We start from the raw sequence: 20,182 nt of genomic DNA, 5'->3' as shown, positions 1-20,182 counted from the left end.
TTCCGCGACCGGAAGAAGGGCCTTTTGCTTTTTCCGAAGACTGGGCGGTGCTTGTTTCCGCCGTGCTCTAAGCCGCGCTTTGGGCCGGGCTGGCGTTGTAGAGATCGTCCTTCACCGGGGCCACCGACCGCACCTGATAGCCGGGCCGGGCGCTGAAGCGGCGGTTGGCACGTTCGCCGGCCTCGCGGTCCGACTCCGCCCAGACCAGATACTGGCGCCCACGTGCCCATTCGACGGCCAGCGGGTGGGCGGCATCGATCTCGCCGATCTGCTGGTTCACCACGGTGACCAGCCATTCCTTGTCGCCGGGATTGCGCCGGTCGGTCAGGATCAGGATTTGGGGGCGACGCTTCGACTGCGCTTCGGTCAGGCGCTGTTGCACCTCCACCTGCTTTTTGCGCAGTTCCACCATCTCCCGGGTCAGCTCCTCGATCTCGGCATGGAGGGTCTCCTCCTCCCGATGCAGGCGGTGGATGGTGGCATCCAGCTTGTCGAGGTTGTTGCGGACACCGCGGACGCGCTGGCGCGCCTGCGAGACCCGCTGCTCGACGCTCATCAGGATGTTGCCGAGCCAGGCGCCGATGGCAACGATGGCCAGGACGATGATGAAGTTGATCATCATGTGGCGGCACCCGCCTTCGCCCGGGCGGTGGCGGGCGGCGTCGGCACCCCCTTGGCGGCCCTTCCTCCCGCCATCCCACCGGCCCGCGCATCGCCGCGCATGAACGTCTTCTGGAAACCCATTTTGAACGGAAAGGCCACGTCGCACATCTGCTTGGCCTCGTCGAAGCTCGACGCCCAGACCTCGGCCACGTTCGTGCAGCGCCAGATGGGGTTGACCTGCGCCCGCTCGCCGGCGGCGCGGGCAGCGGCCGACGCCTTTTCCTGCGTCACCGTCGCGACGAATTTCATCAGTCCGGCCTGCGGGTCGCCGACCTCATGCACGAACATCGGCGGCTGGTCCGACAGGTCCCGAACCTGTTTTTCCGCCTTGCGGATATCGCTTTCCAGCCGGTTGCGGTCGGAAGACTGGCTGTTCCGACGCTGGACCAGATGGTTCACCCGGTTTTGAAGCTCCTGCGCCTCGGCATGAAGGACGTAGATGCGGTTCTCGATCTGGTCCAGGCCGGTGCTCTTTTCCATGATGTTCGGCAGGAAATCCTTCAGCATCATGGCGACCGGGACGGCAGCCAGCATGATGATGACGATGGCGATCAGGAACAGCGTGGTGTTCGACATCCGCCCGCCCGTTCTCCTACCGCAAATCCCGCCGAAGCCCGCATCACCCGATGCGGAAGCTGCACCGGCGCAGCAGAAGTAAGAATCAACGAACAATCCGACCCCGTCAACGAATCGTCACAAGCTGGTTCGAATTTCGTCGGAATGAGTCGGTCGGCTGCGGGGCGGGACACCTCCACCCTTCAGGACATTGCAATCTCCACCACCCGCTTCACAGCATCCCGCACCGGACCGGGACGCCGTTCGTCGCCCAGCGTGGTGAACCAATGTTCCGGCGGGTTGCGGCCGGCGGCACGGTTCCAGGTCAGGGCGCGCAGCACCGCCTCCGCCTCCGCGGTCGGACGCACGGCGGGATCGATGCCGTTCATCACCGCCCAGATCCCGGCCCAGCAACGCCCGACCGACCACGGGTTATAGCCGCCTCCTCCGACCACCAGCACCCGCGGCGCCAGGGGAAGCAGCACCGCGACGGCGTCCCACAGGGCACGGTTGGACAGCTCCAGCCGGCTCAACGGATCCTCGGCCAAGGCATCGGCGCCGGTCTGGATCACCATCGCCTGCGGTCGGAAGGCACGGGCCAGCGGCAGGACCGCTGCCTCCATCACATGCTCCATCTCGCTGTCGTTGAAGCCCGGCGGGACCGGCAGGTTGCGGGCCATACCGCCGGCGCGGTCCTCCGCCTTGCCGGTGTAGGGCCAACGTCCGTCCTCGTGGATGGACACGGTCAGCACCCGGTCGTCGTCGGCGAAGGCTTCCTCCACCCCATCGCCATGATGGGCGTCGAGATCGACATAGAGGACCCGCTCCAGCCCATGGTCCAGCAATTCCAGAATGCCCAGTACCGGCGCGTTGAAATAGCAGAAGCCGCTTGCCCGGTCCCGCCGCGCATGATGCGTCCCGGCGGCCGGCGCATAGACCAGACCGGCGGGCCGGTCGCCGAGAATCCTGGCCGCCTGCAACGCCGATCCGCTGCTGTGGGCCGGCCGCCGGTACATCTCGGCGAAGATGGGATTCTCCAGCTTGCCGAGATTGTGGCGGGCGGCGGTCGCCTCGTCGACCCGCTGCTCGGCCTCCGCCCTCTTCAGCGCGGCGATGTAGTCGGATGTGTGGAAGCGCGCCAGTTCGCGTTCGCTCGCCACATGGGTGTCGAGATAGACCTCGTCCGGCAGCCAGCCCATGGCGCGGCTGAGGTCGATGGCGGTCGACACGCGCGGAATCGCCAGCGGATGCCTCGGCCCATAGGTCGAGCCGCGGTAGATTTCCCCGCCGATGAACAACGGTGTGCGGAAGGGCGTGGTCAGGACGGGCACTCCTAATCAGGTTTCTCCAGATCGGGCAACAGGCCAGGCCTGTAGAAACCTGCGGACTCTATGGTTTTGCAGGTTTCCCGAGCCCGCCCGCCTGTGGGCGGAGTTCGGAAAACCTGCTTAGATGCCCGTCAGAAACTAGGCGCTGCGGCGGTGCGGTCAAGCAGCCCGCTTCCGCATCCCGGAAGCTGCATCCGGCAATGCTTGCGGTCACGGATCGTCCGCGCCTATAGTCGCCGCCTTCACTGGGGGGAGCCGATGGGCGGCTGAGAGGTCCTGTTGCGGGACGACCCCTGGAACCTGATCCGGTTCATGCCGGCGTAGGGATCAGTGATGCGGGACCGCACCCTCTCCATCTCCGCCAGTCCACGATGCATGCCCGCGTGCCTGCGATGACGCCGCTTTCGGTGACCATCTCGCGCGCGCGGCTGACCTATGGCGGCACCCTGCTGTTCTCCGACTTGACGCTGGAGCTTCCGGCCGGGCGGACCACCTGCCTGCTGGGGCCGAGCGGCGTCGGCAAGACCACGCTCCTGCGCATCCTCGCCGGCTTGGCCGAGCCGGAGCCGCCGACCGAGGTGGTCACCGGCGACCGGCAGCCGCTGGCCGGCCGGATCGCCTACATGGCGCAGCAGGACCTGCTGCTGCCCTGGCTGACCGTGCTCGACAATGTCCTGCTGGGCGACCGGCTGCGCCATCGCCGTCCCGACCCGGCACGGGTGGAGCAGGCCCGTGCGCTGCTGGACCGCGTCGGTTTGGCGGGGCGCGAGCGCGACCGTCCGGCCGCCCTGTCCGGCGGGCAGAAGCAGCGCGTGGCGTTGGCCCGCACCCTGATGGAGGACAGGCCGCTGGTCCTGATGGACGAGCCCTTCTCCGCGCTCGACGCCATCACCCGGCTGCGTTTGCAGGAAACCGCGGCGGAGACGCTGGCCGGCCGCACCGTCCTGATGGTCACCCATGACCCGCTGGAGGCGCTGCGCATCGGCGACCGACTGCATGTGATGACCGGCCGGCCCGCCGTCATGGGACCGGCGCTGGAGCCCTCAGGCCCGGTGCCGCGCCGCGTCGACGATCCGGACCTGCTGGCGCATCAGGCCGAACTGTTGCGGAGGCTGGCGGAATGAAGGCGCTGCTGCGCGGCGCGATCACCCTGCTGGTGCTGGTCGCCGGCTGGCAGGCGCTGGTCTGGGCCACCGGGCTGCCGCGCTACCTGCTGCCCGGTCCGCTGGCGGTGGCGGACGCCATGCAGCGGCAGGCTCCCCTGCTGTTGGCCCATGGCCTGACCACGCTAGCCGAGATTCTGATCGGGCTGGTGGCCGGCGTTGTGCTGGGCGGGGTCAGCGCTTTGCTGCTCGCGCGGTTCCGCACGGCGCGGCGCTGGCTGATGCCGCTGCTTCTGGTCAGTCAGGCCATCCCGGTCTTCGCACTGGCGCCGCTGCTGGTGCTGTGGCTCGGCTATGGCATGGCGTCCAAGATCGCCATGGCGGTGCTGGTCATCTATTTCCCGGTGACGACCGCGCTGTTCGACGGGCTGCGGCGCACCGATCCCGGCTGGCTCGACCTTGCCCGCACCATGGGCGCCTCGCCCGCCGCGATCCTGTGGAGCATCCGCCTGCCGGCCGCCCTGCCCGCCTTCTGGTCCGGCGTGCGGGTCGCCGCCGCGGTGGCGCCCATCGGGGCGGTGATCGGCGAATGGGTGGGGTCGTCTTCCGGCCTTGGCTACCTGATGCTGCACGCCAATGCCCGCATGCAGATCGACCTTCTGTTCGCCGCCGTGCTGGTGCTGGGACTTTTCGCCGTCTCGCTTTATGCCGCCGTCGATGCGCTCGCCCGCCGTGCCCTGCCCTGGCAACCCGATACCCAACCTGCCGAAGACGCCAACCCTTGAAGGGGGAGAGACACCCGATGAAGCATCTTTTCACCGCCGGCCTGATCGCCGCCGGCCTGATGACCTCGCTTCCCGCGCTGGCCCAGGACAAGCTGTCCGTGATGCTGGACTGGTTCGTCAACCCGGACCACGCCCCGCTGGTGGTGGCGCAGGAGAAGGGCTTCTTCAAGGATGCCGGTCTCGAGGTCACCTTGACCGCCCCGGCCGATCCCAACGACCCGCCGAAGCTGGTGGCCGCCGGCGGCGCCGACATCGCCGTCTCCTACCAGCCGCAGCTGATCCTGCAGGTGGCCGAGGAACTGCCCCTGGTCCGCATCGGCACGCTGGTGTCCACGCCGCTGAACTCCGTCGTCGTGCTGCGCGACGGGCCGGTGAAGACGCTGAAGGATCTGAAGGGCCGCAAGGTCGGTTACTCCATCGCCGGTTTCGAGGACGCTCTGCTGGGCGCCATGCTGGAGAAGCAGGGGCTGAGCCTGAAGGATGTCGAGCTGGTGAACGTCAACTTCTCCCTGTCGCCGTCGCTGCTGTCGGGCCAGGTCGATGCGGTGGTCGGTGCTTTCCGCAACTTTGAACTGAACCAGATGGAGATCGAGAAACACCCCGGCCGTGCCTTCTATCCCGAGGAAGAGGGCGTTCCGCCCTATGACGAGCTGATTCTAGTCGCGCGCAAGGACAAGGCGAACGACCCGCGCTTCAAGCGCTTCCTGGCGGCGGTGGAGCGGGCGACGCTCTACATCCTGAACCATCCGGAGGAGTCGCAGGCCGCCTTCGTCAAGGGCCGGCCCGAACTGAACGACGAGCTGAACCGCCGCGCCTGGGCCGACACGCTACCGCGCTTCGCCCACAGCCCGGCCGCCCTGGATGCCGAGCGCTACACCCGCTTCGCCGAGTTCCTCAAGGCCCGCGGTCTGATCAAGGCCGTGGCGCCGATCGACCAATATGCGGTGGTTGTGAAGTAACCGCCTGCCTTTCCCCTGACCGGCGTTGCCATCGACCCCGGCGGAGCGTTACCTAGAGGGAAACCGCTCCGCCGGCTGATGGTGGACCGATCATAATGTTGGGAGACGCGAGGGCATGCCGATCAAGACCATCCTGCTGCACATGGCCAACGACGACGCCCACGCCAGCCGTCTGGCGGTGGCCGCGGCTTTGGCCAAGCGTTTCTCCGCCCATATCCAGGCGCTCTACATCGCCACCCCGGTGTCGATGCCGGCGGGCGCCACCGGCCGCGCCGCGTCTTATGGCTTCATGGCGGAGGCGACCGCAATCGCCCACGAGAATGCCGAGCGGATCGAGCAGGAGGTCCGCAAATCGCTTGACGGGCTGCCCTACGACTGGACGGTCGAAGAGGGTGACCACGTCGATCTGCTGGCTGAGCGCGCCGCCTATGCCGACCTGATCGTGGTCGCGCAATCCGCGGCGGTGCGGGCCGGCGAGCGGGTGTCGCTGCACCACATCCCCGACCGTTTGCCGCTGGAGACCGCCACGCCGGTCCTGGTCCTGCCGCCGAAGCAGCCGGCGGCGGCGCCCATCGGCCGCCATGTGCTGATCGCCTGGAAGAACACGCGCGAATCCACCCGTGCGGTCCGCGCCGCCATGCCCTTTCTGGAAACTGCGGAATCCGTCACCGTGCTGACCGTGGAGCCGCTCGGGCAACAGAGCAGGGAAGCCGCGACCCTGGTCGAGTGGCTGCACCGCCACGGCATCGCCGCACGTCCGCAATCGGTCATCGCGTCCGGCGGCGAGGTCGGCGACATGATCCTGTCCTGTTGCACCGACCAGGGCGCCGACCTGCTGGTGATGGGCGCCTACGGCCACTCCCGCCTGCGCGAACTGGTTCTGGGCGGGGCGACCCGCACGGTGCTGGACGGGCTGGCCCTGCCGGCGTTGCTGGCACATTGAAGGGGCGCGGGAGGGCCGTCGCCCTCCTGCCCCAAGGACGCACTCAGCCGAACAGCTGTCCGTGCAGCGCCTGCCAGCTTTCGCGGTCGGGCGCCAGCAGGATGCTGCCGTTCAACAGTCCAGGCCGGTAGGGTGTCCCGTCGATCAGCGCCGAATGGCCGCCCGCCTCGGCATGCAGCAGAACGCCGGCCGCATGGTCCCAGGGCATCAGCCGGTGATAGAGCGAATACTGCGCCCGTCCCTCCAACAGCCGCAGATACTCCTGGGCGGCGCTCGACAGGCAGACGCGCTCCGCCAGCCCGACGCTGCGCTCCTCCAATTTGAGCCTCATCTCCTCGCTGCAGAAGCGCGTGGACAGCGCACCCACCATCTGCGGCAGCGGCACGGCCGGCGCGACATGGACGCGGCGCCCGTCGAGCCAGGCCCCCTGCCCCTTCACCGCCGTCGCCATCCGGCCGTCGACCGGATCGTGAATCCAGCCGGCGATCGTCTCGCCCTTGCAGGCAAGCGCGACGATCACCGCGAACATCGGCCGTCCCTGGGCGAAGTTGATCGTGCCATCCACCGGGTCGATGATCCAGACCGGGTCGTCACCATGGATGCGTTCGAGCACGCGCTCGTCCTCGGATGCGGCCTCCTCCCCGACGACGCGGCTGCCCGGCAGCAGCGCCGACAGCGCCGGGGTCAAGGCCCGCTCCGCCGCCTCGTCCGCCAGCGTGACGAGGTCGGTCGGGCCGGTCTTCTGCCGGATGCCGGCGGCGTCGAGCTTCTGGAAATAGGGCATGATCTCCGTCCGGGCGACGGAGCGGATCAGATCCGCGACGCGGTCGATGTCGGGAAGCGGAAAACCCGTCATGGTCGGTTGGCCCTTTGCGGCTTGAGTTCGGAGAGGGTCAGCGCTTCGCCGCCGGCTTGCTGCCGGGCACGCTGTCCAGCTTCAACATAGGATCGCCGCCCTTCGGATCGGTCAGCAGCACCTTGCCGTCCAGTCCGCTGTCCTTCAGCGCCTTCGACAGCGCATCGAAGGTGGCACGGTCGGCCGCGGCGGCGGCGGCTTCCTTGGCCGCATCGGCTGGCGGAGGCGGCACCGGTCCGCCCTGCGCCGGTTGGCGCGGCGCCTTGGGGTCGGGTGGCGGCGGTGGCGGTGGCGCCGCGGCGGTATCCTTCTCGGGCTCCGGCGGCGGCGGTGGAGGAGGAGGAGGAGGAGGAGGAGGTTGCCACAGGCGGAAACAGTCGGTGAAGGTCTGCTGCTTGCACTCCTTCAGCAGACCGGCGGCATCGGGGGCGACGACCTGCGGTTCGTCGGGTGCCACCGACAGCGGCTTCGGCGGTGGCGGAAGCGGGTCTTCAGGCGGGGTTTCCGGTTCTTCCACATAGCCGGGAGGCAGCGGCGTTCCCGGTCGCAGCGGCCCCGCCGCCGCCAGTGGCTGGACCAACGCCAGCAACAACGGCAGCGCCGGCATCAGACGGCCGGCACCGGTCAGGATGGTTCGGGAAGGGGAACGGAGCAATTCGGGACCGCGGCGATGGCGAACGGCTCATTATGACCTGCCATCGCAGGCGCCGTCATCCCTCAAGCATGTGTCAAATCACCGTGATACCGCGTCATGCCGCGGCGCGCTGATCGCGGCGAGGCTCATGGCGGAGCCCGCCGGTGAAGCCGCCATAGCCCCAGGCGGTCAGTTCACGGCAAATCGCCGAAATCTTCGCTGCCTCATCGGCGTTCGGTTCCCGCTCGCCAGCGGCCTCGATCAGATGCATCAGGGTGGCGCGGCCTTCCGGCGTACGCGAAAGCTCTTGCAGACGCAGAAGGGCCGCACCCGGCGGCAGATTTTCCTGACGGGCGACGAGAGCTACCTGATCGGCGAGAAATGCCGTAATCGAGAAGCACGACGGATCGGTTTGCAACCGCATTGGCAGTCCTCCTCAAGGGGGAGCACGACCGCTCCATTCCCATCATCGGACCCCAACGGGGAAATAACCACGCCGCATTCGTCTTAAGACCGGAGTGGGGTGCAACAGGTCATAGGCCTCTCTGCACCCCTTTCCGTTTAGCCAGGATACCCGGACGTACCGCCTAAGGTTGCGGCTCAGGCTGACTGTCGGGCTGGAACCGCTTTTCAAACCGGGCAAGATCGACAGGGTCGATGGAGACATGCAGATGCGCATGCTCCTCGTCGTCGCGCCGGTCCAGCACTTCGCCCTTGGCGTAAAGCCAGGCGAGCGCCGCCCCGTCGCCAAGGTCGACCGAAAGGTCGACGACCTGCCGGTTGACGTTCATCCGCTGGTCCAGCAGGCGGTCGAGGTTGTCGATCCCTTCGCCGGACAGGGCGGAGACCGCCACCGCCCGCGGATTGCGGCCGGTCTGGGCCAGGATCGCCGCGCGGCTTTCCTCGTCCAGCGCGTCGATCTTGTTCAGCACCTCGATCACCCGGTCGTCCGCTTCCGGGTCGATGCCCATGTCGGACAGCACCTCATGGACGTCGGCCTTCTGGGCGTCGCTGTCGATATGGGCGATGTCGCGGACATGCAGGATGATGTCGGCGGCGTCCACCTCCTCCAGCGTGGCGCGGAAGGCGGCGACGAGGCCGTGCGGCAGGTCGGAGATGAAGCCGACCGTGTCCGACAGGATCACCTTGCGCCCAGACGGCAGACTCACCTGCCGCATGGTGGGATCGAGTGTCGCGAACAGCAGGTTCTGGGCGAAGACGTCGGCATTCGCCAACCGGTTGAACAGCGTCGATTTGCCGGCGTTGGTATAGCCGACCAGGGCCACCACGGGATAAGGCACCTTCGCACGTGCCTTGCGGTGAAGGCCGCGGGTGCGCCGCACCTCCTCCAGTTCCTTCTTGATCTTGATGATCCGGTCGCCGATCAGGCGGCGGTCAAGCTCAAGCTGCGATTCGCCGGGGCCGCCGAGAAAGCCGAAGCCGCCGCGCTGCCGTTCCAAGTGGGTCCAGGACCGCACCAGCCGGGATTTCTGGTAGGTCAGGGAGGCCAGCTCGACCTGGAGCATGCCTTCACGCGTCCGGGCGCGGGCACCGAAGATCTCCAGGATCAGGCCCGTGCGGTCGATGACCTTCGCCTTCAGCGACCGCTCGAGGTTGCGCTGCTGAACCGGCGACAGGGCGTGGTCGAGGATGACGAGCGAAGCCTCGGCCTCTTCCACCACCTGTGCCAGATGCTCCACCGTGCCGGAGCCAAGCAGGGTCGACGGTTGCGGCCGGTTCACCTTGGCGCATTCCGCATGGACGACGTCCAGCTGAATGGCCTGGGCAAGACCGACCGCCTCCTCAAGCCGCGATTCGGGAGGGCGCATGTCCCCGTCCGCCTCACTGCGGAGGACGGGGTGGACCACGATGGCCCGCGCGGCGCCGTCAGGGGCCGCGCCGTTACCATTGGTCAAGGGATCAGACGCTTTCACCTTCCTTGGGCGGCTCGAAAAGTTGAATGGGATGGGCCGGCATGACCGTGGAGATTGCGTGCTTGTAGACGAGCTGGGAATGCGCGTCGCGCCGCAGAAGTACCGAGAAGTTGTCGAACCAAGTAATGATGCCCTGGAGTTTCACGCCGTTCACGAGAAAGACGGTTACGGGAGTCTTGTTCTTACGGACGTGATTGAGAAACACGTCCTGCACGTTCTGGCTTTTTTCAGACATTTTTCATGCCCCCTTCTTCAATGTTCTTGGGACCCCTTTGCTAGGCGGTCCGCTCCCCGTTTCACGGTGTAGGTGTGGTCCGCGTCGGTACCGTCTCGACAGCCGTTTGCAGGGATATGGTATCACCATTGCCGTCCACCAAGCCATACAGGACGCGGTGAAGCGCCGTACAGTCGGTGTGGCGATGGGCGGGCGGGAAGCGGTCGAAGCCACTCCCCTCGCCCAGCCCTATTAGCACCGGAACGAGACCGGCGCCATGGGCGCATTCCATATCGATGTCGGCATCGCCGAGAAACCAGACATCCCCACCCGGCGCGATCCCCGCCGGCTCCAGCGCCATCCGCACCGGGGCGATGTGCGGCTTGTCGAACTCGGCATCCTGGGCGCCGACCAGTTTGCCGAAATAGCGGGTCCAGCCCAGCGCATCGGCCTCCGCCCTCAGGAACCTGCCGTTCTTGTTGGAGACGACGGCCTGATAGACGCCCTGCTCGTGGAAATGGCGCAGCAGCGTCTCGGCACCCGGCAACGGCGTCAGCCCGTCCAGATGGTGGGCGGCGAAATAGGCGTAGAACAGGTCGCGCGCCTCGGTCCAGCGCTCGCCGAAAATGCGCGGGAAGCTGTCGCGCAGCGATGCCTTGATCCGCTCGCGCGCCTCCTCCGCACTCCAGGGGGCGAGACCGAAGGACACCAGCGCATGGTTCAGCGCCTCGCGCACCGTGTCCCAATTGCTGACCAGGGTATTGTCCCAGTCATAGAGGACGGCGCGCGGCAGGGTGATGGGGGAGGACAAGGAGATGCTCCGGTAGACGTGGGAAGGGCGGCACGAGGCCGCCCTCACCTGGAGGTCATCCCCGTGACGGCGGGGATCCAGGTTGCCCCACAGCAACTTCTGTGCAGACGCTGGATTCCCGCCGTCGCGGGAATGACGGACGGACGGAGAAGCCATTGGCGTCGAGCGATTGCACCGATCACTCGAGGAACATCTTCCCCTTCTCGCTGCCATGGACGCCCAGCGACTTCAGCTTGCGGTGAAGGGCCGAGCGTTCCATGCCGACGAAGGACGCGGTGCGGGAGATGTTGCCGCCGAAGCGGGTGACCTGGGCCAGCAGATATTCGCGCTCGAACACCTCGCGGGCCTCGCGCAGCGGCAGGCCCATGATCTCGCCGCCCTTGTCCCATTTCAGGACCGTCGGGGTGATGGCGCCGATCTCCGGCGGCAGGGTGTCGGCGCGGATCGGCTCCTTGGGATCGCCATGGGCCATGATCAGCAGCCAGTCCACCACGTTGCGCAACTGGCGCACGTTGCCCGGCCAGTCATAGGCCTGGAGGGCGGCCATGGCGTCCTCGCCGAACTCGCGGGTCGGCAGGCCGGACGCTTCGGCGGACCGCTGCATGAAATGGCGGGCCAGCACCGGGATGTCCTCGCGCCGCTCGGCCAGCGACGGCACGCGGATCGGCACCACCGACAGACGGTAGAACAGATCCTGGCGGAAGCGCCCCTGCTCGATTTCCGCCTGGAGGTCACGGTTGGAGGTGGCGATGACGCGCACGTCGACCTCGACCCGCTGTCCGCCGCCGACGCGCTCGAACACCTGTTCCTGAAGGGCGCGGACGATCTTGCCCTGGGTCTCCAGCGGCATGTCGGCGACTTCGTCCAGCAGCAGCGTGCCGCCATGGGCCTGCTCGAAGGTGCCGATCTTGCGGCCGGGACCATCGACGCCGGCCTCGGTGCCGAACAGCTCCATCTCCAGCCGTTCCGGCCGCATGGTGGCGCAGTTCAGTCCGACGAAGGGACCGCCGGCCCGGCGCGAGCGGGCGTGGATCAGCCGCGCCACCACCTCCTTGCCGGCACCGGGAGGGCCGGAGATCAGGACGCGGCTGCCGGTGGGCGCCACCTTGTCGATGGACTGGCGCACCTGATTGACCGCCGAAGACTTGCCGATCAATTCCGCGTCGCCGCCGGCGCGCAGCTTCAGTTCCTGGTTCTCGCGCTTCAGCCGTGCCGCCTCGATGGCGCGGTCCACCATCAGCAGCAGGCGGTCGGCCTTGAACGGCTTTTCGATGAAGTCGTAGGCGCCGACCTTGATCGCCTGGACCGCGGTTTCGATGTTGCCGTGGCCGGAGATCATGATCACCGGCAGGTTGCCATGATCCCGCATCAGCTGTTCCAGGATTTGCAAGCCGTCCAGCCTGCTGCCCTGGAGCCAGATGTCGAGCACGACGAGGCTCGGCCGACGCGCCGCCACCTGGGCGAAGGCCTGATCGGCGTCGGCGGCTTCGCGCGTCTTGATGCCTTCGTCGTTCAGGATGCCGGCTATCAGCATCCGGATATCGGCTTCGTCGTCGACGATCAGAATGTCATGCGCCATGGGCTTCGTGCCTCATCTCTCCGCCGGTCTCCGCCGGCCTGTCGTCACGGCCGCCCGCGTCGTTCGCGACCGTAACCGGGTGTGGAATGACCAGGGTCACGCGCGCCCCGGATCCGCCTTCGCGGTCCTCAAGGGTCAGCACGCCGCCATGGTCCTCCATGATCTTCTTGACGATGGCGAGCCCCAGCCCGGTGCCCTTGGCCCGCGTCGTCACATAGGGTTCGGTCAGCCGGTCGCGCTGTTCGCCGCCGGGCAGGCCCTTCCCGTTGTCCTGAACGGTGACGACGACCTTCTCGCCGTCGTCCTCCACCGCAATCGCCACCTCTCCGGGCGGCAGGTCCGACCCGTCCGCTGGAGGCGTACGACCCTCGATTGCGTCGGCCGCGTTCTGCAACAGGTTGGTCAGCGCCTGCGAGATCTGCCGGCTGTCGCAGGCCACCGTCAGCGGCCCCGACGGCAGCCGGGTGTCGAAGCGGATCCTGCCGGAGTGCGCGCTCGATTGCAGGAACACCGCTTGCCGGACCAGATCGTTGATGTTGACCGGCTTCATCACCGGCTGCGGCATCCGCGCGAAGGCGGAGAATTCGTCCACCATGCGGCGGATGTCGTCGACCTGCCGGACGATGGTGTCTGTGCACATGGTGAAGACCTCCGTATCGCTGGAGATCTCCTTCAGATATTTGCGGCGCAGCCGCTCAGCCGACAGCTGGATCGGCGTCAGCGGGTTCTTGATCTCGTGTGCAATGCGGCGTGCCACGTCGGCCCAGGCCGCCTTGCGCTGCGCCGACACCAGTTCGGTGATGTCGTCGAAGGTGACGACATAGCCGCGCACGGTGCCGTCGCGCACCTCCGCCGCGATGCGGACCAGCAGCGTCAGCGTCGTCTTGCCCGGACGCCGGATCTGGATCTGGTCCTGCACCACGCGGCCGGGCTTCTTCGGCGCGTTTTCCAGCAGGTCGCCGATGTCCGGCAGCAGCTCGACCAGCGACATGCCGATCATCCGCTCCGGATCCTCTTCGCCCAGCAGGCGGGCGGCGGACAGGTTCGGCAGGTTGATGACGCCGTCGGCATCGACACCCAGCACACCGGCCGACACGCCGGACAGCACCGTCTCGGTGAAGCGGCGGCGCTCGTCGAGCAGGCGGTTGGTCGACAGCAGCTCCCGCCGCTGCCCCTCGATCTCGGTGGTCATGCGGTTGAACGCGCGCGACAGCAGGACGAACTCGTCCTCGCCCGGCGGTTCCGACACGCGGACGGTCAGGTCGCCGGCGCGCACCCGCTCGGCGGCACCGATCAGAGCGCTGATCGGGCGGACCAGACGGGTGGCGAAATTCAGCCCGGCCCACACCGCCGCCAGCAGCAGCAGCATTGCCACCACCAGGAAGATCAGCGTGAAGGTGACCTGCAGGCTGCCGCGCTGGTTCTCCAGCGCGGTGTATTCCTTCACCGCCCCTTCGGCCGAGGCCATGTGCTGGAGCACCCGCGGCTCCACCATGCGGCCGACATAGAGGAAGGTGTCCGACACCCGGTCCAGGCTGACCAGGGCACGGACGCGGTCGTCGGATTCCTTGACGATCAGCGCGACCTCGCCGGTGCGGGCCTGCTGGATCTTGTCTTCCGGAATGGGCTCGAATTCCAGGGTGAAGGTGTAGCCGGCCCGCGCGACGATGGCGCCGGTGGTGCCGTTGAAGACGATCGCCTCCGACAGCGCGCGCAGCATCGCCTGGGTGGCGACGACCTGCTCGAACCGCTCGGGGTCGCTGGAGAAACGCGCCTCCTGCGACAGGTCGTTGGCCATCGCCAGTGCGTCGGCGCGGATGTTCTGCTGGTGCTCGTGCAGGTAGGCGCTGGCGACGACCAGGGATTCATTCACCGCCGTGCGGACACGGTCGCTGAACCAACTCTGCACCCCGACATAGAAGAACAAGGTGGAAAAGACGGTCATGATGATGGCCGGCGCCACCGCCAGCACGCTGAACACCAGCACCAGACGGGTGTGCAGCCGCGAGCCCGCGAGCCCGCGCCGCCGCCCGATCAGGATGGCGACGATGCGCCGGGCGATCAGCACGCCCAGCGTCAGCAGGATCGCAAGGTCGAGCGTCAGCAGAAGCGTGACGGTCCGCGGGTTGGCCTGTCCGAACGGCGCGCTTTCCGTCATCGCCGCGTAGGTGGCGAAGCCGGCGGCCAGGGCCGCCAGCGACAGGGCAAAGGCCAACCGCTTGCCCAGGCCGACCCGCCTGGACCATTGAAGAATCTTCTGCCAGACCGGCCTTTGGCCGGCTGCTGCGATGTCGGAATTCGGTGGCATGGTCCGGCGCTAATCTGTTGCCGGAAAGATACACCTCTGTTGCGGCCCTGCCAAGCCTCAACGAATCTGCCTTTCGGACAGCATAGTCTACGCCGGACGGCGTCAGAAAAGGTGCAGAAGGCGCCAAGTGGTGAATGGGCGGCGGTTTGCCCGCCGCCCCTGACTGCGCTGTGTCACAATTTTGGCACGGATCGGCTGCGATGCCGAGCCTCCCCGCACGCGCTGCCGGATGCGGCCTACTTGATGCCGCGCATCACCTGGATATCGAGGTCGCGGATCTTCTTGCGCAACGTGTTGCGGTTCAGGCCGAGCAGTTGTGCCGCCTTGATCTGGTTGCCGCGGGTCGCCGACAGGCTCAGCGAGATCAGCGGCCGTTCGATTTCGCGCAGCACCCGGTCATACAGGCCGTTGGACGGCATGCCGTCCTTGTGGGCGGCGAAATAGTCCTTGAGGTGGCGCTCGACGGCCGAGGACAGGCCCTCGCTCTGCGGCTCCTCCACCGGCTGGGCGGCCGGGGTGGCGTCGGCGAGTTCCGCCTCCACGACATCCAGCCCGATTACCTCCTGCGAATAGAGCGCGGCAAGGCGGCGGACGAGATTCTCCAGCTCGCGGACGTTGCCGGGCCAGCGATAGCGCTTCAGCCGGTCCATCGCCGCCTGGTCGATGCTCTTGGCCGGAAGTCCCTGGCTGATGCCGAGATTCAGGAAATGGCGGACCAGCAGCGGGATGTCTTCCGTCCGCTCGCGCAGCGGCGGCAGGCGGATCGGCACCACGCACAGGCGGTAGAACAGATCCTCACGGAACAGCCCCTGGCGGATCAGGGTGCGCAGGTCACGGTGGGTCGCCGCGATGATGCGCACGTCGGTCTTGATCGCGGTGCGCCCGCCGACGGTGGTGTATTCGCCCTCCTGCAGCACGCGCAGCAGCCGGGTCTGGGCGTCGAGCGGCATGTCGCCGATCTCGTCCAGGAACAGCGTTCCGCCCTGCGCCTGCTCGAACCGGCCGGTCGACCGGTTGGTCGCGCCGGTGAAGGCGCCCTTCTCGTGGCCGAACAGCTCGGATTCGATCAGTTCGCGCGGGATGGCGGCCATGTTGATGGCGACGAAGGCGCCGTTGCGCCGCTTGCCGTAATCGTGCAACGCGCGGGCGACCAGCTCCTTGCCGGTCCCGGACTCGCCGGTGATCATCACCGTCAGGTCGGTGCCCATCAGGCGGGCCAGCACCCGGTAGATTTCCTGCATGGCGGGCGAGCGGCCGATCAGCGGCAGCTGTTCCTCGCCCTCCACGTCGCCGCCCGGCATGGCGGCCGGCGGGGTGTTGGTGTTCAGTGCCCGTTCAACGACGGAAACCAGTTCCTTCAGGTCGAAGGGCTTGGGCAGATATTCAAAGGCCCCACGCTCCGCCGCCTTAACCGCGGTGATCAGCGTGTTCTGCGCGCTCATCACGATGACGCGCATTTCGGGACGCAGCTTCTTGATGCGCGGGATCAGGTCCAGGCCGTTTTCGTCCGGCATCACAACGTCGGTGATGACCAGATCGCCCTGCCCGTCCGCCACCCAGCGCCACAGCGTTGCGGCGTTGCCGGTGGTGCGGACCTCGTGCCCGAGCCGGGCCAGGGCCTGGGTCAGGACGGTGCGGATGGCGCGGTCGTCATCCGCGATGAGAATGGTCGCTGCGCTCATCAACGAGTCCCCCGGCCGCCCTTGGACTGCAAGCCAGCGTCAGAAATCTTCGAGTCCCCGGAAAGTTTCGGTTCATCGTATTTCGAATCATCGTACATCGGCAGCGACACCTTGAAGACGGTCCGGCGAGGCTGGCTGTCGAACTCGATGGTTCCGCCATGGTCGCCTATCAGTTTCGCCACCAATGCAAGACCAAGGCCAGTCCCGTTCACTTTGCTGGTCACGAACGGATCGAACAGGTTGGACTGAAGGTCTTCCGGAATACCGTCGCCGTTATCCTGAACCGTCACCAGCAGGGGCAGGTGCCGGCGCACATCCCCGCCGGGCAGCGCCATGCGCACACCATGCTGGTAGGAGGTCGTCAGCGTGATCTCGCCGCCCGATTCCGGTGCAGCCTCTGCCGCATTTTTAACCAGATTCAGGAAAACCTGCACAAGTTGGTCGCGATTGCCGTAAACAGGAGGCAATGACGGGTCGTAGCGCTCGACAAAGCGTATTTTTCGGGCAAAGCCGCTCTGGGCCACTTTCCGCACATGCTCCAGAACGGTGTGGATGTTCACCGCGGCCCGCTCCAGCGGCCGTTCGTCGGAGAACACCTCCATCCGGTTGACCAGCGCGACGATGCGGTCGGCCTCGTCGCAGATCAGGCGGGTCAGCACCCGGTCCTGGTCGCTGGCGTTCTCCTCCAGCAGCTGGGCGGCGCCGCGGATGCCGGACAGCGGGTTCTTCACCTCATGGGCCAGCATCGCCGCCATGGCGGTGACGGAGCGCGCGGCATGACGGTGGGTCAGCGAGTGGTCGATCTTGCGGGCGAGCGACCGCTCATGGATGGTCAGCACCACATGGTCGGGCGGGTCGCCCATGGTCGCCACCTGCACCGTCACATGGTGCGGGCCGATGCGGGGCGTATCGATGATGACACCGTCCTGCGACACCCGGCGGCTGCCCCGGCGCACCTGTTCGATCAGACCCATCACCGGGCTGTCCGGCGGCAGCAGGTCGGGCAGCGGCATGCCTTCCATGGCGTTGGCCGACAGGTCGAAGAACTCCTGCCCTTCCAGATTGACGAAGCGGATGTCGCCGTTGCCGTCCACCACCAGCACCGGATCGGGCAGGCTGTTCAGCACCACCAGCGAGTCCAGCCGCGGCGCCCTGGCGGCACCCGACCGGTTGCGGCCACGTTGGCCCGGAGCGGTCATCGGTACGGGATCCATCAGGCGGCCATCCTTTCGATTGCCGGTTCATAGAAGGCACGGATGCGGTCGCGCACCGCGCCGGGATCGCCCAGCTGGTTGACCTCCTGCCGGAACTCGTTGGAGCCGCGCAGGCCGGTCGAGTACCAGGAGACATGCTTGCGGGCGACCTTGATGCCGCCGTCCGTGCCGTAATGGCTCAGCATGCTGTCGAAATGCTCCAGCAGCGTGTCCATCTGCTCGGGCAGCGGCGGGTCAGGCAGCTTTTCGCCGGTGCGCATGTAATGCATGACCTGAGACGGGAACCAGGGACGCCCATAGCTGCCGCGCCCGATCATCACGCCGTCGGCGCCGGATTCGGCAAGCGCACGGTCCACCGCCTCGAAGCTGGCGATGTCGCCGTTGACGACGATGGGGATCTTCACCGCCTCCTTCACATGGCGGACATAGGTCCAGTCGGCGGTGCCGGTGTAGAACTGCATGCGGGTGCGGCCATGGACCGTCACCATCCTGATGCCGCACTGCTCGGCGATGCGGGCGAGGTTGGGGGCGTTCCGGTTGGTCTCGTCCCAGCCCAGCCGCATCTTCAGCGTGACCGGAATGCCGACGGCCTTCACCACCGCCTCCAGGATGCGGCCAGCCAGTGCCTCGTCCCGCATCAGGGACGAGCCGGCATGGCCGTTCACCACCTTCTTGACCGGGCAGCCGAAATTGATGTCGACGACCGCGGCGCCGCGATCCTCGTTCAGCTTCGCCGCCTCGGCCATCACCTCGGGCTCGCAGCCGGCGAGTTGGACCGCCATCGGAAACTCTTCCGGCTCGGTTTCCACCATGCGCAGGGTCTGGCGGTTCTCGCGGATCATCGCCTGGCTGGCGATCATCTCAGACACGACGAGGCCGCAGCCCGCACGCTTCACCAGACGGCGAAACGGCAGGTCGGAGACACCCGACATGGGCGCCAGGATCACCGGTCCGGCGAGCGTGATGGGTCCGATTTGTATGGTCATTCTCACCTGCCCGATTGATGGGCAAATCAACAAAGTGCCGTCAATTTGGGCAAGTTATCACGCGGCGACAGTCGTGTGCAAGGGCGAAGCCCCACCGCCACTCTCAGGCCCTGCCCTAAACCCATGATCTTGCATCGGCTTGTGCTGACTTCCGGCTCAGCTCCAGGTCCACTGGCCGATCAGCACGTTCGAGACGAACTTGACGCCGGGATAGGCAAGCGTCGCCAGCAGATAAACGATCAGCATGGTGCGCGCCGCCGTCTTTCCGCGCACCCCGGTCCGGTATTCGGCAAGCAGCAGCACGCCGATCACGATGAAGGTCGCCAGCGACAGCAGGCTCTTGTGGTCGGTGCGGAACAGCAGACCCTGCTCGAAATAGAGCACCGCCATGCCGGTGGCGAGGCCGGCACCCAGCACCACTTCGGACGCGATCAGCAGGCGCAGTTGCAGCCGCTCGCTCTCCGCCACCGGCGGCAGGAAGCGGCTGAGCGGGGTTGGCCGCTTGGACTTCAGCGCCCGGGTCTGGATCACCGCGGCGAAGGACGACACGGCACTGAGCGTCAGCAGGGCATAGGTGAAGACCGACACGGCGATGTGCAGGTCGATCCACACGCCCGGCGCGTTGCCGCGTAGAATCGGCGCTGGCGCATCCTCGGTCAGGGTCGCGAGCAGGCAGACCACCAGCAGATAGGGCAGCAGCAGCGGCGCCAGCCTCCAGGCGGTGGCATGGAACAGGCTAAGCCCGATGAACAGGGCCATGCAGGCGGCCGTCGTCACCCACAATGCCGTCGAGAATCCGGTCTGCCACTGGCCGGCGACCTGCAGGATCGCCCACATGCCGGGCCCGGCGGCGGCGAGCAACAACGCGCCCCAGAAGGCCCAGCCACGCCCGTCCACGCCCTGCCCCGCGATGCGCCGGTAGGGGTAGAGGGCGGCAGGCACCAGGGCCACCAACGCCGTCAGGCTCAAAAGAATGTTCTGCGACATGGACCCGAATGCACTCCCGTCTTCCCGCCATCATGCTGCCGAGCGTGCCGGCCGGCTCCCTGACATTGTCCGGAGCGTCTCGGCGGCAAGGCTCGGCACTTGGCGGAACCACGGCGACAGGCTAGGCTCCGCGACGTTTCCGTCAAGTGGCTATCATATCTTACGGTTTGCCTTATGCCCACCTGCATCGCCCCCAGCTGTATTGCTTTGATCGTGGCCGGAGGATCCGGACAGCGGTTCGGGGCCGAGCGGCCGAAGCAGTATATCGACCTCGCCGGCAAGCCGGTGCTGCGCCGGACGGTGGAGGCCTTCCTGGGCCATCCGCAGGTCACCGGCGTGCGCGTGGTCATCGACCCGACATGGCGCGATTCCTATGACGCCGCCCTGTCCGGGCTTGCCCTGCCCGACCCGGTTGCCGGCGGCGCCAGCCGTCAGGACTCGGTCCGCAATGGGCTGGAGGCCTTGGCTGCCGACGGCGCGCCCGACCTCGTCCTGATCCATGACGCCGCCCGCCCCCTGATCGATGCCGACACCATCGCTGCGGTGATCGCGGCGCTGGACAGCTCGCCCGGCGCCATCGCTGCGGTTCCGGTGGCCGATACGCTCAAGCGCGGGAGCGGTGACGCCATCGCCGGCACCGT

General features: G+C 67.2%; 20 protein-coding genes and 1 riboswitch. Of the genes, 5 read left to right on the top strand and 15 right to left on the bottom strand.

Translation table 11 applies throughout. The features are described 5' to 3' along the window. Positions 1-67: 67 nt before the first annotated feature. From TSH64_RS15460 to TSH64_RS15450, 3 genes are all read right to left on the bottom strand, one after another. Positions 68-622 carry a hypothetical protein gene (locus tag TSH64_RS15460; protein ID WP_109446164.1) on the bottom strand — a complete coding sequence of 185 codons (555 nt, stop codon included), beginning with the start codon at positions 620-622 and terminating at the stop codon, positions 68-70. Then, complete coding sequence (locus TSH64_RS15455) at positions 619-1,239, bottom strand: hypothetical protein (protein ID WP_109446162.1); 621 nt, start codon at positions 1,237-1,239, stop codon at positions 619-621. The genes TSH64_RS15460 and TSH64_RS15455 overlap by 4 nt, the downstream gene beginning before the upstream one ends. Positions 1,240-1,421: 182 nt before the next feature. Beyond that, complete coding sequence (locus TSH64_RS15450) at positions 1,422-2,549, bottom strand: acetoin utilization protein AcuC (RefSeq protein ID WP_109446160.1); 1,128 nt, start codon at positions 2,547-2,549, stop codon at positions 1,422-1,424. A gap of 235 nt (positions 2,550-2,784) precedes the next feature. Beyond that, a riboswitch (TPP riboswitch) is annotated at positions 2,785-2,891 on the top strand. A 26-nt stretch (positions 2,892-2,917) separates the two neighbouring features. On the opposite strand from TSH64_RS15450, the gene TSH64_RS15445 reads away from it, so the two are divergent. The 4 genes from TSH64_RS15445 (at position 2,918) to TSH64_RS15430 (ending at position 6,336) form a co-directional block, all read left to right on the top strand. Beyond that, positions 2,918-3,670: an ABC transporter ATP-binding protein gene (locus TSH64_RS15445; RefSeq protein WP_109446158.1), complete on the top strand. Its 753-nt coding sequence runs from the start codon at positions 2,918-2,920 to the stop codon at positions 3,668-3,670. Continuing rightward, on the top strand, positions 3,667-4,434 hold the full coding sequence (locus tag TSH64_RS15440; RefSeq protein WP_109446156.1) for an ABC transporter permease: 768 nt from the start codon (positions 3,667-3,669) through the stop codon (positions 4,432-4,434). The genes TSH64_RS15445 and TSH64_RS15440 overlap by 4 nt, the downstream gene beginning before the upstream one ends. Positions 4,435-4,451: 17 nt before the next feature. Beyond that, the gene (locus TSH64_RS15435; protein ID WP_109446154.1) at positions 4,452-5,393 is read left to right on the top strand and encodes an ABC transporter substrate-binding protein; all 942 of its coding nucleotides are present in this window, start codon (positions 4,452-4,454) and stop codon (positions 5,391-5,393) included. A gap of 115 nt (positions 5,394-5,508) precedes the next feature. After that, a complete protein-coding gene (locus TSH64_RS15430; RefSeq protein WP_109446152.1) occupies positions 5,509-6,336 on the top strand; it encodes a universal stress protein in 828 nt (275 codons plus the stop codon). A gap of 43 nt (positions 6,337-6,379) precedes the next feature. Here TSH64_RS15430 and TSH64_RS15425 read toward each other — a convergent pair whose 3' ends face one another. From TSH64_RS15425 to ccsA, 12 genes are all read right to left on the bottom strand, one after another. Continuing rightward, positions 6,380-7,192 (bottom strand): inositol monophosphatase family protein, encoded by an 813-nt coding sequence (locus tag TSH64_RS15425; protein WP_109446150.1) that lies wholly within the window; start codon positions 7,190-7,192, stop codon positions 6,380-6,382. 37 nt (positions 7,193-7,229) lie between these two features. Further along, complete coding sequence (locus TSH64_RS35645; RefSeq protein ID WP_199237564.1) at positions 7,230-7,847, bottom strand: hypothetical protein; 618 nt, start codon at positions 7,845-7,847, stop codon at positions 7,230-7,232. Between the two features lie 94 nt (positions 7,848-7,941). Next, a complete protein-coding gene (locus TSH64_RS15410; RefSeq protein WP_109446144.1) occupies positions 7,942-8,250 on the bottom strand; it encodes a hypothetical protein in 309 nt (102 codons plus the stop codon). A 163-nt stretch (positions 8,251-8,413) separates the two neighbouring features. Then, positions 8,414-9,694 (bottom strand): GTPase HflX, encoded by a 1,281-nt coding sequence (gene hflX, locus TSH64_RS15405; protein WP_109452690.1) that lies wholly within the window; start codon positions 9,692-9,694, stop codon positions 8,414-8,416. Positions 9,695-9,746: 52 nt separating this feature from the next. Continuing rightward, entirely contained in the window at positions 9,747-9,995 is a 249-nt protein-coding gene (gene hfq / locus TSH64_RS15400; protein ID WP_012974114.1) for an RNA chaperone Hfq, read from the bottom strand. Between the two features lie 61 nt (positions 9,996-10,056). Beyond that, positions 10,057-10,785: an HAD family hydrolase gene (locus tag TSH64_RS15395; RefSeq protein ID WP_109446141.1), complete on the bottom strand. Its 729-nt coding sequence runs from the start codon at positions 10,783-10,785 to the stop codon at positions 10,057-10,059. A 178-nt stretch (positions 10,786-10,963) separates the two neighbouring features. Continuing rightward, entirely contained in the window at positions 10,964-12,364 is a 1,401-nt protein-coding gene (locus tag TSH64_RS15390; RefSeq protein WP_109446139.1) for a sigma-54 dependent transcriptional regulator, read from the bottom strand. After that, a complete protein-coding gene (locus TSH64_RS15385; RefSeq protein ID WP_109446137.1) occupies positions 12,354-14,672 on the bottom strand; it encodes a PAS domain-containing sensor histidine kinase in 2,319 nt (772 codons plus the stop codon). Before TSH64_RS15385 ends, TSH64_RS15390 begins: the two co-directional genes overlap by 11 nt. Before the next feature lie 236 nt (positions 14,673-14,908). Continuing rightward, a complete protein-coding gene (gene ntrC / locus TSH64_RS15380; protein ID WP_098739873.1) occupies positions 14,909-16,354 on the bottom strand; it encodes a nitrogen regulation protein NR(I) in 1,446 nt (481 codons plus the stop codon). Further along, positions 16,354-17,553 (bottom strand): ATP-binding protein, encoded by a 1,200-nt coding sequence (locus TSH64_RS15375; RefSeq protein ID WP_109452688.1) that lies wholly within the window; start codon positions 17,551-17,553, stop codon positions 16,354-16,356. The genes ntrC and TSH64_RS15375 overlap by 1 nt, the downstream gene beginning before the upstream one ends. Positions 17,554-17,567: 14 nt before the next feature. Further along, on the bottom strand, positions 17,568-18,554 hold the full coding sequence (dusB, locus tag TSH64_RS15370; RefSeq protein ID WP_109446135.1) for a tRNA dihydrouridine synthase DusB: 987 nt from the start codon (positions 18,552-18,554) through the stop codon (positions 17,568-17,570). A 156-nt stretch (positions 18,555-18,710) separates the two neighbouring features. After that, positions 18,711-19,541: a cytochrome c biogenesis protein CcsA gene (ccsA, locus tag TSH64_RS15365; RefSeq protein ID WP_109446133.1), complete on the bottom strand. Its 831-nt coding sequence runs from the start codon at positions 19,539-19,541 to the stop codon at positions 18,711-18,713. A 174-nt stretch (positions 19,542-19,715) separates the two neighbouring features. Between ccsA and TSH64_RS15360 the strand changes: the two genes are divergently transcribed. Continuing rightward, positions 19,716-20,182, top strand: a 467-nt coding sequence (locus TSH64_RS15360; protein ID WP_146208121.1) for an IspD/TarI family cytidylyltransferase, incomplete at its 3' end; no start/stop codon positions are given.

Source organism: Azospirillum sp. TSH64 (genome assembly GCF_003116035.1).
Taxonomy (GTDB): domain Bacteria; phylum Pseudomonadota; class Alphaproteobacteria; order Azospirillales; family Azospirillaceae; genus Azospirillum.
The sequence above is the reverse complement of the archived record's forward strand: the minus strand, read 5'-3'. Positions and strand labels throughout refer to the sequence as shown.